At 69.6% G+C, this 15944-nt stretch carries 15 protein-coding genes and 1 tRNA gene; 7 read left to right on the plus strand and 9 right to left on the minus strand.

The features are described from left to right. Window positions 1-98: 98 nt before the first annotated feature. The 5 genes from FHS42_RS10925 to FHS42_RS10945 all read left to right on the plus strand — a co-directional run bounded on the left by FHS42_RS10925 (window position 99) and on the right by FHS42_RS10945 (window position 3671). Complete coding sequence (locus FHS42_RS10925; RefSeq protein ID WP_246494466.1) at window positions 99-923, plus strand: helix-turn-helix domain-containing protein; 825 nt, start codon at window positions 99-101, stop codon at window positions 921-923. Beyond that, a complete protein-coding gene (locus tag FHS42_RS10930; protein ID WP_312866822.1) occupies window positions 920-1132 on the plus strand; it encodes a DUF397 domain-containing protein in 213 nt (70 codons plus the stop codon). Before FHS42_RS10925 ends, FHS42_RS10930 begins: the two co-directional genes overlap by 4 nt. A 39-nt stretch (window positions 1133-1171) precedes the next feature. After that, on the plus strand, window positions 1172-1393 hold the full coding sequence (locus tag FHS42_RS10935; RefSeq protein ID WP_184571451.1) for a DUF397 domain-containing protein: 222 nt from the start codon (window positions 1172-1174) through the stop codon (window positions 1391-1393). A gap of 224 nt (window positions 1394-1617) precedes the next feature. After that, window positions 1618-2802, plus strand: a complete 1185-nt coding sequence (locus tag FHS42_RS10940; protein WP_184571453.1) for an epoxide hydrolase family protein — start codon at window positions 1618-1620, stop codon at window positions 2800-2802. 152 nt (window positions 2803-2954) lie between these two features. After that, window positions 2955-3671 carry a winged helix-turn-helix domain-containing protein gene (locus FHS42_RS10945; RefSeq protein WP_184571455.1) on the plus strand — a complete coding sequence of 239 codons (717 nt, stop codon included), beginning with the start codon at window positions 2955-2957 and terminating at the stop codon, window positions 3669-3671. 195 nt (window positions 3672-3866) lie between these two features. Here FHS42_RS10945 and FHS42_RS10950 read toward each other — a convergent pair whose 3' ends face one another. The 9 genes from FHS42_RS10950 to FHS42_RS10990 all read right to left on the minus strand — a co-directional run bounded on the left by FHS42_RS10950 (window position 3867) and on the right by FHS42_RS10990 (window position 13576). Then, window positions 3867-4646, minus strand: coding sequence for a S16 family serine protease (locus FHS42_RS10950; protein ID WP_184571457.1), 780 nt, complete (start codon window positions 4644-4646; stop codon window positions 3867-3869). 147 nt (window positions 4647-4793) lie between these two features. Next, window positions 4794-5432, minus strand: a complete 639-nt coding sequence (locus tag FHS42_RS10955; protein WP_184571459.1) for an IclR family transcriptional regulator — start codon at window positions 5430-5432, stop codon at window positions 4794-4796. A 483-nt stretch (window positions 5433-5915) separates the two neighbouring features. Then, the gene (locus tag FHS42_RS10960) at window positions 5916-7700 is read right to left on the minus strand and encodes a DEAD/DEAH box helicase (protein ID WP_184571461.1); all 1785 of its coding nucleotides are present in this window, start codon (window positions 7698-7700) and stop codon (window positions 5916-5918) included. Between the two features lie 151 nt (window positions 7701-7851). Continuing rightward, on the minus strand, window positions 7852-8229 hold the full coding sequence (locus FHS42_RS10965) for a type II toxin-antitoxin system death-on-curing family toxin (protein WP_184571462.1): 378 nt from the start codon (window positions 8227-8229) through the stop codon (window positions 7852-7854). Continuing rightward, complete coding sequence (locus FHS42_RS10970) at window positions 8229-8426, minus strand: Arc family DNA-binding protein (protein WP_184571464.1); 198 nt, start codon at window positions 8424-8426, stop codon at window positions 8229-8231. Before FHS42_RS10970 ends, FHS42_RS10965 begins: the two co-directional genes overlap by 1 nt. Before the next feature lie 32 nt (window positions 8427-8458). Beyond that, a complete protein-coding gene (locus tag FHS42_RS10975) occupies window positions 8459-10168 on the minus strand; it encodes an MFS transporter (RefSeq protein WP_246494467.1) in 1710 nt (569 codons plus the stop codon). A gap of 351 nt (window positions 10169-10519) precedes the next feature. Beyond that, window positions 10520-11902, minus strand: coding sequence for a YeiH family protein (locus FHS42_RS10980; protein WP_246494468.1), 1383 nt, complete (start codon window positions 11900-11902; stop codon window positions 10520-10522). A gap of 107 nt (window positions 11903-12009) precedes the next feature. Next, the gene (locus tag FHS42_RS10985) at window positions 12010-12582 is read right to left on the minus strand and encodes a cysteine dioxygenase family protein (protein ID WP_184571466.1); all 573 of its coding nucleotides are present in this window, start codon (window positions 12580-12582) and stop codon (window positions 12010-12012) included. An 88-nt stretch (window positions 12583-12670) separates the two neighbouring features. Then, window positions 12671-13576, minus strand: coding sequence for a LysR family transcriptional regulator (locus FHS42_RS10990; protein ID WP_184571468.1), 906 nt, complete (start codon window positions 13574-13576; stop codon window positions 12671-12673). 498 nt (window positions 13577-14074) lie between these two features. Between FHS42_RS10990 and FHS42_RS10995 the strand changes: the two genes are divergently transcribed. Further along, window positions 14075-14980 carry an alpha/beta fold hydrolase gene (locus tag FHS42_RS10995; protein ID WP_184571470.1) on the plus strand — a complete coding sequence of 302 codons (906 nt, stop codon included), beginning with the start codon at window positions 14075-14077 and terminating at the stop codon, window positions 14978-14980. A 763-nt stretch (window positions 14981-15743) separates the two neighbouring features. Continuing rightward, window positions 15744-15818: transfer RNA gene (locus FHS42_RS11000), tRNA-Cys, on the plus strand. The last annotated feature ends 126 nt before the right edge of the window (window positions 15819-15944 follow it).

Raw genomic sequence — 15944 nt, forward strand, 5'->3', positions numbered from 1 at the left:
ACTGAGTGTGATCAAGCACTTACAGCATCCGCTAGGTGTGCGTAGGCTGTAAGTACCTAGGCCTTAAACCCGCGAAGTTAAAGGGAGGTCGAACGCCCATGCCCATGGAGACCGACGACCGTGGTCATACTTCCGAAAGCGGCAGCATGTTGCAGTTCTTCGGCGGAAGACTGCGCAAGGTCCGGAAGGATATGGGCTGGTCACAGGAAGTGACAGCACTGAAGGCGCACAGCACGAACGCCATGATTAGTTACATCGAGAACGCCAAGCGCATCCCTACGGAGCAATTGGCTCAAGATCTCGACGTCGCCTTTGAGACTGACCTCTTCAGCGAGATGCACTCGCTAGTGCTCGAATACGTGTACCCGGATTGGTTTCGTCCGTACGCCGAACTTGAGTGCCAAGCCACGGCTATCCGGATCTTTGACTCGCAACTCGTATCCGGACTGCTCCAGACCGAGGCATACGCGCGAAGCGTTCTCGCCGCACGGCGCCCGGCCCAGCTCGATGACCTGGTGGCCGCTCGGATGACCCGGCAGCAAGTTCTCGAGCGCGAGAACCCCCCACGCTTGTGGGTGGTACTTGATGAGATGGCCTTAATGCGGCACATCGGCGGTCGCGATGTGATGCGCGAACAACTTCATCGGCTGCTTGATGCCGCACGGAACCCTCTGTGCGTCGTCCAGATCATCCCGCGCCAGGTTGCGGCGCATCCCGGCATCGAAGGCCCCTTCACGCTGCTCAGCTTCGACGGAGGTGGTGACGTGCTCTACGTCGACGGGTTCTCGCAGGGCCGGGCTGCGCTGTCGCGCGAAGAAGTGGTTGACGCGCGACACGCGTACGATCTACTTCTAGGGCTCGCGGCATCCCCTGACAGCTCCGCTGAACTGATTCGCGCGCATATTGAGGAGATTGAGCAGTGACAACTGACAGCCTGGAAATGGTCGTCACGTGGCGCACCTCCAGCTACAGCAGCAGCAACGGCGGCCAGTGCGTAGAGGTCGGCGCAGGGATACCGACCACCGTTCCCGTCCGCGACTCCAAGGACCCCCACGGCTCCACCCTCACCTTCGAACCAGCCGCCTGGAACGCATTCATCACCAGCATTAAAACAGGCGAGTTCAACGACTGAGCCCGCGCAATTCATCCGGCACGTGCTGGAGGTTTATCAATGACCACCGAAATGACCATCCCTGAAGATATCTGGTTGAAGTCGTCCTACAGCCAGTCCAACGGTGGCGAGTGCATCGAGTGGGCCCCTGCACACTCGGCCACAACCGGTGTCGTCCCCGTTCGCGACTCCAAGAACCCCAGCGGCCCCGCCCTCGCCTTCACCGCGTCAGCCTGGTCGGCGTTCGTCGCCGGAGTCAAGGCGGAAGAGTTCGGCGTCTGACCCGCCAGCGCAAACTGCCCCGTCACTCGGAGAGTGGCGGGGCTTCGTACGTGCGGGAGCACTCCAGCGCCCCCACCTCTTCCGCGAGAGTCTGACTCTTCCGCAGGAGCCTGCCGCCTCGCCCCCGAGGGCCGCCGAGGGCCCGCCGCCCGCCGCTGACCTCCCGCCGCATGTGGTCAATGCCGTTCGCCAGCCGCGGCCCAGCGGCCCTAGCATCGGCGGCCATGACACATCCCGTAGACCTGCATCCATTCCGTATCGACTTCCCGCAAGCAGATCTGGACGATCTCCACGAGCGGCTTGACCGCACTCGGTGGCCCGACGAGTTGCCCGGGGTCGGGTGGGCGTACGGGGTGCCTCTCGGATATCTCCAGGAGTTGGCGCACTACTGGCGGCACAGTTACGACTGGCGCGGTGCCGAGGCCCGGCTCAACGAGTGGCCGCAGTTCGTCACCACGATCGACGGGGCGCGCGTTCACTTCGCCCATATCCGGTCCCCGGAGCCCGGTGCGACGCCGCTGCTGATGACGCATGGCTGGCCGGGCTCCATCGTTGAGTTTGCGCGGGTCGCGGGGCCGTTGACCGACCCGAGGGCCCATGGTGGCGACCCGTCTGAGGCCTTTCACCTCGTGCTGCCCAGCATTCCCGGGTTCGGTCTGTCCGGGCCCACGACACAGACCGGCTGGGAGTTGGGCCGGGTCGCCGCCGCCTTCGCTGAACTGATGCGGCGGCTGGGGTACGAGCGGTACGGAGTGCAGGGCGGCGACTGGGGAGCGGGCATCTCGCGCGAGCTCGGCCGGACGCATCCCGACGCCGTCATCGGCGTTCACCTCAATCTGGTGCCCGGGGCGGCGGCGCACGAGCCCACCGCCGCCGAGCTGGCCGCGCTGAGCCCCGCGGAGCGGCAGCGCACGCTGGCCTCCTGGGAACGTAACCAGCAGTGGATGCGCGAACGGCAAGGGTACGCGGACATCCAGTCCACCCGGCCGCAGACCCTGGCCTACGGGCTCACGGACTCGCCGGTCGGCCAACTGGCGTGGATCGCGGAGAAGTTCGTGGAGTGGACCGATTCGAGAGATCGTCCGGAGGGGGCTGTGGACCGCGATCTGCTGCTGACCAACGTGATGCTGTACTGGCTGACCGGTACCGCCAATTCCGCCGCGCGCATCTACTACGAGCGGGCCCACGCCGACTCCTGGGGCACAGCCCCTGCGCCGTCCACCGCGCCCACCGCCGTAGCCGACTTCCCCCAGGACAACTTCATCCCCCTGCGGCACATCGTCGAGCGGACCAACCACATCGTGCAGTGGACGTCGTACGAGCGGGGCGGGCACTTCGCCGCCGTGGAGCAGCCGGAGCTGCTGGTCGCGGACATCAGGACCTTCTTCCGCCGGCTTGCCATCGGGTAGGCCGTGGGGCCATCGGGATGGCTGGTGCCGGTGAGAACGACTGCCGGTGAGAACGACTGCGCCGAGCAGCGAACCTTACAAAGCAAGCAATGCAAAGCATTCAATGCAAAGAAACCCTTGCAAGGGTTTCTTTGCATGCTTACGCTTGCCGTATGGCCACCGAAGAGAATCCGCCCGAGGCGCCGCCACCCAATCCACCCGCAGCGGCCTCCCCCAAGAAGGCGCCGCGCTCCGTGCGGCAGCTCGATGCTCGCTCGCTGCGCGGTCTGGCCCATCCGCTGCGGATACGGCTACTCGAACTGCTGCGGCAGAACGGTTCGGCGACCGCGTCGCAGCTCGCCGACCGGCTCGGCGAGTCCAGCGGCGCCACCAGCTACCACCTGCGGCAACTCGCCTCCTACGGCTTTGTCGAGGAAGAGACCGGGCGCGGTACGGCGCGTGAGCGGTGGTGGAAGGCGATGCACGAGGGCATCCAGGTCGACGACCCAGAGACGTTCCTGCGCCACGCCGACCCCGAGGTACGCGGCGCCGTTGACCTGCTGCTGCACGAGATCGCCAGCATCCACACCAGCGAGTTGTCCACCTGGCTCGGCTCGCTGCACACCTGGCCGCAGGAGTGGCGCAGCCGCGGGAACATCAGCGACCACACGCTGTGGCTCACGCCGGAGCTGATGAGCGAGCTCGATGGGCGGCTACGGGAGGTCATCGAGGAGTACCAAGGCCAGGTGCCGGCCGATGCCGATGGCGCCGCCTCCGTCCGGCTGCACCTGCACGCCTTCCCGCGCGAAGGCGGCCAGCAGCGCGCAGCGCGGGACCACGACGAGCCGAAAGAGCGAGACCACGACGAGCCCAGAGAGGAAGCCACGTAATGCACTCGGACATCCACGCGCTCTCGCACGGCTACCGCGCGACGCAGTTGCAGACAGAGGCCGACGTCTGGCGACTGGCCCACGGCCGGGCGCAGGCCACGCGGCACGGCCATCGGCGCACTCCGCGCAGCCTCGTACGGGACCGATTCGGCTGGGCCCTGGTCGGGATCGGTCTGCGGATCGTCAGCCGGCCGCTCAGCAGCTCGGGACCTCTTTACCGGCCGCGAGGGCCTGGAGGGACGACACCGCGTCCTTCAATTCCTTGACCGGAATGAGCTTCAGCCCCTTGGGTAGTTCCTCCGTCACGTCGGAGCACTGTTCCTTGGGTACGAGGAAGACGCTGGCCCCGTCGCGCTTGGCGGCCTTCGGCTTGAGGCCCACGCCGCCCACCGGGCCGACCTTGCCATCGGCGTCGATCGTCCCCGTACCGGAGATGATGCGCCCGCCGGTGAGGTCGCCGCCGCGGCCGTCGCCGTCCAGCTTGTCGATGATGCCCAGCGAGAACATCAGCCCTGCGCTCGGGCCGCCGACCTTGCCGAGCCGCAGCGTGATCCGTACCTTCTCCGGCGAGCGGTGCAGGTAGCTCAACGCGGCCTGGACGGCGGTGTCTTGCGACTCCTTCATCTCCTTGAGGTTGTGCTTGTCCACCTCTTCGGGAGAGTCGCCGACCGGGTAGACCGAGTCGCGCGGCATGACCGCGCGTCCGGTGTCGAACCAGCCGCTGATCACGTCCTTGAGCCGTACGTCCACCGTGGGCCCGGTCGCGACGATGGCCGTCATCCGCAACTGCCCGGTGGTCTTGCGGGTCTCCGCACCGGAAATGGTGATCACCTGCTCGCCCTTGTCGGAACCGAGCACATTGGCGGTCAGCCCGGGATAGGCGATCGAGAACGGCAACGGCGCGAACGCCACGGCCGCAAGCAGGGCGAGCACGAGCGCGGAGCAGACCGCGAGGATACGAGCGCGAAGGGACACGTCCGCCACCCTAAAGGACCCGCGCGCCGCCCCCCTCGCGCAGGGCGGCCCACGGCGAACTGGTAGGTGTGCTCGGCGCCGGTGCCGGGAGCCGGCGGCTCCCGGCCGGTGCGGAGCCAGCGGACCCCGGACAGCTAAGGACCGGCTTCAGCGCAGGGCGTCCGACACCTCCTTCGCGGCCTCTACTACGCGGGGGCCCACGCGTTCGGGCACCGAGTCAGCGAGCATGACCACGCCGACGCTGCCCTCGATGCCCGTCACTCCGAGCAGTGGTGCCGCCGCGCCGCTTGCGCCCGCCTCAAGCTCGCCGTGTGTGAAGGCGTAGCCGGTGTCGGCCGGGGCCTTGCGCGCGGCGAGGATGGCCCGCCCGGCAGCACCCCGATCCAGCGGGTGCCGGAAGCCGGCGCGGTAGGCGACGTGGTAATCGGTCCAGGTCGGCTCGACGACAGCAACGGCGAGCGCTTCGGCGCCGTCCACCAAGGTGAGGTGGGCGGTGGCGCCTATGTCCTCGGCGAGTGAGCGTAATGCGGGCATGGCCGCCTCGCGGACGAGCGGATGCACCTGGCGGCCGAGCCGGAGCACCCCCAGGCCCACGCGTGCCCGGCCGCCGATGTCCCGGCGGACGAGCGCGTGCTGTTCGAGTGTGGCGAGTAGACGGTAGACAACGGTGCGGTTGACACCGAGCTTGTTGGACAGTTCGGTCACGGTCAGGCCGTGGTCGGTGTCGGCGAGCAATTTGAGGACACGTAGTCCTCGATCGAGCGTCTGAGAGGTCTCCGCGGTCACGACGCCCCTCCTCGGGTGAGTGGCGGCTGCATCCGTGCCAGCGCCACCGGTCCCATCGGCAGCGCGCGGAAGAGGCCACCGGTCGCGGTTCGCACGTACCGGCCGCGCTCCGCGGCGGCGCTGCCACGGGGCGTGTGCGTGGGGGAACGCTAGCGAGCGAGTCCGCTCAGCGGAAGAGTTCGTCCACAATCCGGTCAACCCGTTCCGCTCCGCGCCCCACGCCCGCCCCGTTTTGAGGCGATGGGCCGGGTTAGTGGGCACGCCGTGGGGCCGTTGACCGGGGCGGTGGCCGGTTGCGGTCCGGCAGCCGTACGTCGGCGTCGCTGCCGAGAGGTCGTACACGTACGGGAATCCGCTCCCCCACGCCGCCGAGCCGCCCACCGCCGCCGGCACCCCCGCGGCCCCGCGACGGTGTTCCGTACGACCGCGGAAACCTAGCGACCGGCCGGTCCCTCCGCCGCGGGAGTTGCCGCAGCACGGGCGTCAGCGCATGCGCGTGGCCCACTCGCGGACCTTGATGATCCGCTCGCGGAGTTGGCCGGCCGTGGCCTCCGCGCTGGGGGGGCCGCCGCACACGCGGCGCAGTTCGGTGTGGATCACGCCGTGCGGCTTGCCGCTCTGGTGGACGTACGCGCCGACCAGGCCGTTGAGTTCCTTGCGCAGGGCGAGGAGTTCCTTGTGGCTGACGACGGGGCGGCGCTCGGCGGGGATTTCGAGGAGGTCGGCCTCCTCGTCGGGCTTCTTTCGGCTGTGCGCGATCTGCCGCGCCTGCCGGCGCTGGAGCAGCAGCTGCACCTGGTCAGGCTCCAGGAGTCCCGGGATGCCCAGGTAGTCCTGCTCTTCCTCACTGCCGGGGTGGGCCTGCATGCCGAACTCGGCGCCGTCGTAGAGCACCCGGTCGAAGACCGCGTCCGACTCCAGCGCCTCGAAGGAGAGTTGGTCCTGCTCACCGGTGTCCTCGTCCTGCTGCTTCTCGGCCTCCTGGAGGAGCTTGTCCTCCTCCGCGTACGGGTTCTCTTCGTTCTGCTTCTTGGGCTTGTCGAGGACGTGGTCGCGCTCGACCTCCATCTCGTTCGCGAAGTCGAGCAGCGTCGGGATGGTCGGCAGGAAGACGGACGCGGTCTCGCCGCGCCGCCGCGAGCGTACGAAACGGCCCACGGCCTGCGCGAAGAACAGCGGCGTCGAGACGGTCGTGGCGTACACGCCGACCGCGAGCCTGGGCACGTCCACGCCTTCGGACACCATCCGGACGGCGACCATCCAGCGGCTGTCGGACGCGCTGAAGTCATCGATCCGCTGTGAGGCGGCCGTCTCGTCGGAGAGCACGACCGTCGGCCCCTCGCCGGTGATGCCGCGCAGCAGCTTCGCGTACGCGCGGGCCTGCTCCTGGTCGCTGGCGATCACCAGGCCGCCGGCGTCCGGGATGCCCTTGCGGACCTCGGTCAGCCGGCGGTCGGCGGCGGCCAGCACATTGGGCATCCACTCGCCGCGCGGGTCGAGCGCGGTGCGCCACGCCTGCGAGATGGCGTCCTTGGTCATCGGCTCGCCGAGCCGGGCGGCGATCTCGTCGCCCGCCTTGGTCCGCCAGCGCATGTTGCCGCTGTACGACAGGAAGATCACCGGGCGGACGACGCCGTCGCCGAGCGCGTTGCCGTAGCCGTAGGTGTAGTCGGCCGATGAGCGGCGGATGCCGTCGTTGCCCTCCTCGTACACCACGAACGGAATCGGGTTGGTGTCGGAGCGAAACGGCGTACCGGTCAGCGCGAGCCTGCGGGTCGCCGGGTCGAACGCCTCCAAGCACGCCTCGCCCCAGGACTTGGAGTCGCCCGCGTGGTGGATCTCATCGAGGATGACCAGCGTCTTGCGCTGCTCGCAGCGGTTGCGGTGCAGCATGTGGCGCACGCCGACACCCGCGTACGTCACGGCGATGCCGTGGTACTCGCGGCTGAGCGGGCCCGCCGAATACTCCGGGTCGAGCTTGATCCCGACCCGGGCCGCGGCCTCCGCCCACTGCTTCTTCAGGTGCTCGGTCGGGGCGACCACGGTGATCTGCTGCACGACGTGGTGATGCAGCAGCCAGGAGGCCAGCGTCAGGGCGAAGGTGGTCTTGCCTGCGCCAGGAGTCGCGACGGCCAGGAAGTCGCGCGGCTGGTCCTGGAGATACTTCTCCATCGCCCGCTGCTGCCAGGCTCGCAGCTTGTTCGCGGTACCCCAGGGGGCCCGGCCGGGAAAGGCAGGTGAGAGGTGGTGATTCGCTGTGGTAGTCACGGTCTCCGTCGGGCTGGACTCGGGATCGGCAACCGCGTCAGCCTACCTGTGCCGCCGGGCCCGGCACGGACGGATGGGGGGAGGGTGGCTGAGGGTGGGACTCAGCTCACACTCCCCCGGTCCCGGTCCGGCTTGTCGTGACGTGAGCGACCTACTGCTCGGCTGCGGCGAACCGCGGCAGCGACTCCGCGGTCTTGGGTACGTCCAGCTCGCCTTGGCACACGCTCAGTACGAAACGCTCGGCCTCGTCCACGTCAAAGCCCTCGGCCAGCGGGTGGCCGTTGATGTGGAGAAAGACCCAGGTCGCGTACCAGGCGAGGCGCTTGTTGCCATCCACCATGGCGTGGTTACGGGCCAAGGACTCCATGAGTGCGGCGGCCTTCTGCCACACATCGGGGTAGGCGTCTTGGCCGAACACGCTGGCCTGGGGGCGAGCCAGCGCGGACTCCAACAGCCCGTAGTCGCGTACCTCGCTCGCCCCCAGACGCTCCGCGAGGCCCAGCAACTGCGGCAGTGCCAGGTAACGCATCAGGCGAGCCTCCGATTGAGCTCGGCGCTCACCTTCAGCACGTGGTCGGCCGCCTCGTTGAAGAGACGGGAATGCTCGTTGATCGCGGATACCACGGCGTCGTGGGCGAACGACTGCATGCTGCGCCCCTCCGCCTCCGCGCGCTCTCGTAGGGCGTCTAGCTCTTCTTCTGTGAATCTCAGATTCAGACCAGCCATGGCCTAACAGTACCGCGTAGTACCACGCGGTACTACTCCTTTCCTGGCCGCAACCTCGTCGCCACCGCCGCCCCCACCACCGCCATCGCGGCCATGCCCAGGAAGACGGCCACGAACGCGGCCGGGTGGCTGGACGATCCGGCGGCGGCCGACGCGTCGTGCGTCCCGGTCGCCGAACCGCCGCCGAAGGCGACGAAGAGCACACCGCTCGCCCCGACCAGCGTGATGTTGCCGAGCGCGTCGGAGACCTGGAGGGACGAGGCATTGGAGCCCGCGTCCTGCGGGCCAGAGAGCTTGAGCAGCAGCACGCTGCCGCCGGAGATCGTCATGCCCATGCCCATGCCGCCGATGACCCAGGCCACTGCAACGACCCAGGGGCTCACCCCGTCGATCAGCGCGGTCGCGACAAGACCGATGGACATCGCGATCAGCAACATGCCAAGGACCATCAACCGCTCTCGGTGCGCCTCAAGGCGTGGACGGCTTTGGGTGTACGAGCCAAGGGCCCAGGTCAGGCCGCCGCCGGTGAGCGAGAGACCGGCCGCCGTGGGCGACAGGCCGCGCTCGGTGACCAGCATCAGCGGAACGAAGCTCTCGGCGCCGAGGAAGGTTCCGGCGGCCAGGCCGCGCAGCAGCACCACCGATGGCAGCCCGCGCGCGGCGCGAAAGGTGCCGGCTGGCAGCAGCCGCAGGATGCACGGCACCAGCAGCGCCGCTCCGACGATGCCAGGTATGAGGGAGAGCCAGTGCAGGTCCTGCACCGCGTACTGGAGCAGCCCCGCCCCCGCAGCGGCCGTGAGGGCCAGCAGGATGCGGCGGCGGTTCATCGCCGGGCTGCGCTCACCCGGCGGGAGCCCGCGCAGCGCGGGCAGCATCACCGCGAGCGGCAGCAGTATCAGCAGGGGGATGGCGAGGAAGACCCAGCGCCAGCCGATGTGCTCGGTGATCGTCCCGGCCACCACCGGGCCGACGATCACCGGCAGCACCCAGGCGGCCGAGAAGGCGGCCATCACATTGGGCTGGAGCCGCCCGGGATAGGCGCGGCCGACCACCACGTACAGCGCCACGATGACCAGGCCGCCGCCAACGCCCTGGACGCCACGACCGGCCACGAACATCCACATCTGCTGGGCCGAGCCCGCGACCACCAGGCCGGCCCCGAACGCGGCGATCCCCGCGAACAGCGGCGCGAGCGGGCCCTTGCGGTCACACCACTCGCCGGAGAGCGCCATCGCGAACAGGCTGGCGGTGAAGTAGCCGGAGAAGGCGAAGGCGTACAACTCCACGCCGTTCAGGCTCTCCGCGGCCACCGGCATCGCCGTGTTGACCGCGCTGGCCTCGAAGGCGATGAGCGAGACGACGGAGATGATGCCGAGGGTGAGCGCGCGGTAGGCCCGGCTGAGCACGGTGCGTTCGTCGGCAGCCGGCTCGGCGGAGAGGTCGGGACCGGGGGTGGGGGTGGGGGTGGGGGTGAGGTCGGGGCCGGGCACGGGACCAGGGGTGGCGATGAGGTCGGGACCGGGCACGGTGGGGGCCGATTCGATGGCCACAGCGGCGGTGGCAGCGGAGGCAGCAGTGGCGGAGGTGGCGGGTGGTGCTTCGGTGGCGGGGCTGGGAAGGGTTACGGCGGTGGGGCCGGGTGCGGAGCCGGATATGTCGGGGGCGGCGGGAGCCGCACCCGCGCCGACGGCGTGGGCCGGGGCCCCGGCCGTGTCCACACCGTGCGGATCGAGGTCGGTCATGGCGTCAGCGTAAGGGCCATGAGCCGTGTACACCCCTGTCGCACGATGGGCTTCGCCTCGTCCATCCGGCCTACGTCTCGGGGTCGGAGTACCGGCTGTGCTGCCGCGTTGGGGGCTGAATCACGGCTGTTAGGAGGACGCTTACGGCTCTGCGGGAGGTCGGGGTAACGGCTCCGTAGGGAGCGGCTGAGGGTCCCGCGGCGGCGGCAGGGCCCGCGCGCCGGCCCCGGGCCCGGGGGTGGTGGGCCCGGAACCGGGCGGACCGGCTGGGGAGGTGGTGGTGGTGCCAGTGGAGGCAGTGGAGGCAGTGGAGGCAGTGGAGGCAGTGGAGGCAGTGGAGGCAGTGGGAGGCTAGGTCGTCAGCAGGACGCCCGCGTACGACGCACCGGCGATTACCAGCCATGAGCACAGGCCGAGCGCCGCGACCCGGCCGCCCGTGCGCGCCAGCGACGGCAGGTGCACCGCACTGCCGAGGCCGAAGAGCGCCGCGGCGAGCAGGAGTTCCTGCGCATGATCGGCCGTGTCGATGGCGCCGCCGGACAGCCACCCGGTGCTGCGCAGCGCGACCATCGCCAAAAAGCCGAGGACGAACAGCGGTACCAGGGGCGGGCGCCGCGCCCCGGGCCCGGCGCTGGGTCGGGCCGCCGGCGCGGCGGCATCGGTGGCATCGGTGGCGCCCGCAGCCGTACCGGCCTGGTTCGCGGATGCGGTGGACGTCGCGTCAACCCCGGCTTCTCGGGGGGCCGTACGAGAGCGAGACCGTGCGCGTACGGACAGGGCGACGGCCGCCACCAGGGGGGCGAGCATCGCCACGCGCATCAGCTTGACCAGGACCGCATCGCTCAGCGCGCCGGAACCGGCGGTCTGCGCGGTGGCCACCACCTGGCCCACGTCGTGCACGCTCGCCCCAGCCCAGCGGCCGAACTCGGCGTCGCTGAGGCCGAGGGGGTGTTGGAGTAGCGGCAGTACGACGATGGCGAGGGTGCCGCACAGGGTGACCAGGGCCACCGAGGTGGCCACGTCACGCTCGTCGCTCTCGGATGCCTCGCTGACCGCGCCGATGGCCGACGCGCCGCAGATCGAGTAGCCGGTGGCGATCAACAGGGGCTGGTCGCCGTTCAGACCGAGCTTGCGGCCGAGCCACAGGGTGCCGAAGAAGGTGGCCGCAACCACGGCGAACACCATGCCCACCGTCGCCCATCCCAGGTCAAGGACATCGTCCAAGCTGAGTTTGAGGCCGAGCAGCACGATGCCAAGCCGCATCAGCCGCTTTCCTGCGTACGAGAGGCCGGCGCGGCAACTGCCCCGTACCAGCGTGCGCAGGCCCGGCAGATGAGCCGCGACGATGCCGAGCACCACCGCGATGGTCAACATCGGTACGGCGGGCGCCAGGTGATGCGCCAACCAGGCCACGGCGACGCCGAGAACGGCGAGCGCAAGCCCGTTCGCCTTGCCCGAAAGGGCAACTTTAGGGGGCGGTTTGTCCCCTGCTGGACTGCTCGATCGGGCAACTTCGGAGGGTGGTGGGGGCACGGCGGTGCGCAGGCCATCGGCCGTCGCCGGCGCCGTATCGGCGCCGCGTGGCGTCTTTGCCTCGCTTATGGTTTCGGCGGCTCGCCGCGCCTGCGTCAGACCCGCCGTGCCGGACGCTCTCGCCGCGTCCGTCGTGTGTGTCGCCGCGTCCGTCGTGTCGGTCGTGCCCGGCGCTGCCGCGGCCCCCATCGTTCCCGGCATGCCCGGCGTGTCCGTCCGTGCCGTGGTGCGGGCTGGCCGTGTCGGCTCTGGGGTGTGCGGGGGGCGCACGGCGTGCAGGTGCGTCCGACGTGCCGTACGCGGCCGGCTCACAGCTCGTCCGCGGGTAGCTCGTAGACCCGGCGCACGCTGGTGCCGAGCCGCGCGACGTTGGCTCCGTAGATATGGAGGGAAATGGCCGTGTCGTTACCGGCGTTGCTGACTCGGTGGATGTCTCCGGGGGGCGCAAAGCCGCTGACCGAGCCGCGCGGGTTGATGACGTCCTGGGTGGCGACGAGTCGCGAGGTGGCGCCATCGGAGACGAGGCGGTAGCGGCGCTCGCTCTCCTCGCCCTCGTGCACGCCGGTCACGCACCAGGAAACGTGGTCGTGGATGGAGGTCAACTGGCCGGGCAGCCACACCAGGGCCACGATCGAGAAGCTGCCGTCCGGCTCGGCGTACAGCAGATGTTGCCGGTAGTGGTCGGTGTCGCCCTCGCACTGTTCGTCGGTAAGGAGGTCGCTACAGGTCAGATGGGGGCCGAGCCGTTCGCCCACGAGGTAAGCCGTCGGGTCCGGCGGCAAACCTCGGCCGACGGCCTCGCGGACGTCCTCGACGAGTGCGTTGAGACGCGTGGTCGTGCGAGCGGCCCGGAAGGGCGTGGGAGCGGTCGGAGTACGCATACTCGAAGCGTCGGGCCGCCAGAGTCATTGCGTCTAACAACAGTTCGTTGGCCGAGTGTGGGGAACTGCTTATGGTTCCGCCACCTGGTCAGCAGCCGACGCGGCGTTCGGCAGCGGTCCGTAGCTCGTCGAGAACGAGAGCGGTGGCCGGGATGCGCAGATGCTCGCGGAGTACGTACGCCGATACTTGGCGGCGTGAGGCCGGGTCCAGGGCGCGCCCCGTCACCTTTTGATGGCACAGGAAGGACAGCACCAGGGCAGGCATCATCGCCACCCCCACACCCGCCGCAACCAGGCTCTGCACCACCAGATTGTCGTCCGTGGTGAAGGCGATGTCGGGGGCGAAGCCCTGTTCAGCGCACTCGTGCAGGAAGTTGGCGCGACAGCGTAGGCAGCCGGCGATCCAGTGCTCGTCGGCAAGGTCGGCGAGCTTGACGGCGCGCCGCCGCGCCAGCGGGTGCCCGGTCGGGAGCAGCACGATGAGCTGGTCTTCGAACAGCCGCACCTCCACCACCTCGTCCGGTACCTCCTCGTCCAGTCCGGGGTAGGTGAAGGCGAGCGTGATGTCGCACTCGCCGCGCACCAGCCGGCGCAGCGAGTCGGGTGGCTCCCCTTCGAGGAGCTCCATGCGGATGCCGGGGTGGCCGGCGGCGAGTCGGGCCATGGCCTCGGGAATCAGCGTCGCGCTGGCGCTGGGGAACGCGCACACCCGCACCCGGCCCGAGCGCAGCCGAGTGATGGCGTCCATCTGCTGCTGGGCGTCGGCGATGCTGTCGAGGATGACGTCGGCGTGCCGGGCCAACGCCTCGCCCGCCTCGGTCAGCCGCATCCGCCGACCAACCCGGGTGAACAGCGGGGTGCCGACGTCGCGTTCGAGAGCCTTCATCTGTTGGGTGATCGCGGGCTGCGTATAGCCGAGCGATCGGGCGGCTCCCGAGTAGGAGCCCGCTTGGACGACTTCGCGGAAGGTCTTGATGTGCCGGGAATCGAACACGCATGCATCATAAGCAGATGTTGGGGAGAAGCGGCATCTCTCAACGAACCCCGAATGCGCCGACACATCGCCGCAACCTCACACGCTGCACACCATGACGCAGCACGCATCAAAAATCACGGTCGGTTACGGAATGCGCGTTGCGGCCCGCTCTGGTGACGCACCGTGCTCAGCCTTTACGGATCGACTTTGCGGCCACCTTCATCGCATCGGGATGTGCGGCCGTCCTCAGCGCGTCGGGATCTGTGGCCGTTCTCAGCACGTCGGGCTCGTGCGCCACCGTCAGTTGTGCGCGCTGCGATGCCGAGCCGGGTGCGTACGCCTCGCAGCGTCATCCCGCGCACTCGGCGTCGCCGAACCGTCCGATCAGCCCCGCCCACGACCGGTAAGCGGCCAGTGGGCAGCCAGCACGCAGTCGGTGCGCAGCCAGTACGCGGCTCGCCCGCCACCCCGCACGCCGCTCCACGGCCCATGGGGCGGATGCGGCAAGCTGGACGAATGCCGCATGACACCGCACCACATGCCCTGCGTCCCGGCGCTCACCAGTACGCCTCGTACGACGGGACGGAACTCACCTACCGCGTCCTCGCCCCGCGCGACGGTGCCGCCGTGCCACCGCTCGTCTGCCTCGCCGGCGGGCCGGGGCGGAACGCCGCCTACCTCGGTGACCTCGGCGGACTCGACGCACACCGGCAGTTGGTGATCCCCGACAGCCGAGGTACCGGGGCGTCGCCGCCCGCGGCGGACCCGCGCGAGTACGCCTTCCCCGGCCTCGCGCAGGACCTCGAAGCGCTGCGCCGGCACCTCGGACTTCAGCGGTTCGCGCTGCTCGCGCACGACGCCGCCGCGGCGACGGCGCAGGCATACGCGGCGGCGAACCCCGAGCGGCTGACCCACCTTCTCCTGATCTGCCCCGGCGCCCGGCTGCAAGGCGAACTTCCCGACGACGCCCGGGAGATCTTCGAGGCCCGAGCGGGCGAGCCCTGGTGGCAGGACGCGTACGCGGCCGTGCAGGCGCTGCCGACCGCAACCGGCCTAGCTGAGGTACGCGATTTGTTGTGGCGGGCCGCGCCCATGGCGTACGGGCGGTGGGACGCACCGCAGCGCGCCCACGCGCAGAGCGAGGGCGGGCAACTCGGGCCCGTGCCGCGGGCCGGGTTCTGGCAGGGCGTGGACGAGGCGGCGCGGCTGGCCCTGATCAAGCGGCTACGTGCGGTGGAGTGCCCGGTGCTGGTGGTGACCGGCGACCGGGACGGGGTAACCGGCATGCGCGCCGGGGAAGTGGTCGCGGAATCCTTTCCCCAGTCCCGCGTCCGGCCGCTGCCCGAGGTGGGCCACTACCCGTGGGTGGACGAACCGGAACTATTCCGCCCGGTGGTGGAGGACTTTCTCCGCGGGGTGTGACCCGCGTGCGGGTCGCTTGCCGCTGGCCCCTGTTACCTAGGCGGCTCGGCGGCCCCGGGCTTTGGTCGCTTCAGCGGCTCGCGGCCCCTCGCCTGCCGTGAGCCTCGGTTACCCGGCGGGTCCCGCCTGCCACGGGCCCTGGTTGCTCCGGCGACTCCTGGCGGCCCGGCCATCTCACAGGGCCGAGCCGAGCCGCCCGCGGCGGGCCCAGGCCGCCTGCCACGGCCCCAACCACCAGCCCCGGGGGCCGGAATTCCCTCGCGGGCCAGGCTGCTCACTCGATCGGGGCGCCGTTTACGTCCCTCGTCCGGGCCGCCACCCCCAAGGGGCATGCGCGGGGGAATCGGCAGGGTGCCGTGAGGGAGGCGCTGATGGCCCTTATCGGCCCTCACCGAGTGGACCGATAGGGCAAGTCTTGTTGCCCTATCGGGCATGCTCGTGGGGCCGCTGAGCGGCGTCATTCGATCGTGTGTACCGGCGCTCACCTGGGCGGTTCGTCGAACACCTCGGTCGGCTTTGACCATGGCGAGAATGTTGCGGTCGTATGGCGAGGGCCGCGCGTTCGTTGACCAATCCGGCCCGCACCGGCTTTAGTCATCTCAGCACCACCGCAACGAACCCTCAGCGGGCCGCCCGAGCTCATCCTTAACCGGAGCAGCGCGAGCGACAACGAGAGGGAGTCGGAAGCACAGCAAGAACAGCAGGACAGCAAGCAGGACAGCAGGATCGCGAAAAACAGCAAGAGCACAGCACGCTTGAACTTGGCCGTGTGCCCGAGTGGTTTAGGGGCTCGCCTGCAAAGCGAGTTACGTGGGTTCGATTCCCGCCACGGCCTCCAACCTGGGATTTCCTCCCAGAAGCAGCGTCGCTAGCGCGCCACCCAGGCGGTGGGTAAGTCGCTGGGCCGGCTCGGGGTGTTGTCTGTTTCCGCCACCGCATCGCGCCACATTCGGCGCGCCTTGGA

This window comes from Streptomyces zagrosensis (assembly GCF_014203645.1).
Taxonomy (GTDB): domain Bacteria; phylum Actinomycetota; class Actinomycetes; order Streptomycetales; family Streptomycetaceae; genus Streptomyces; species Streptomyces zagrosensis.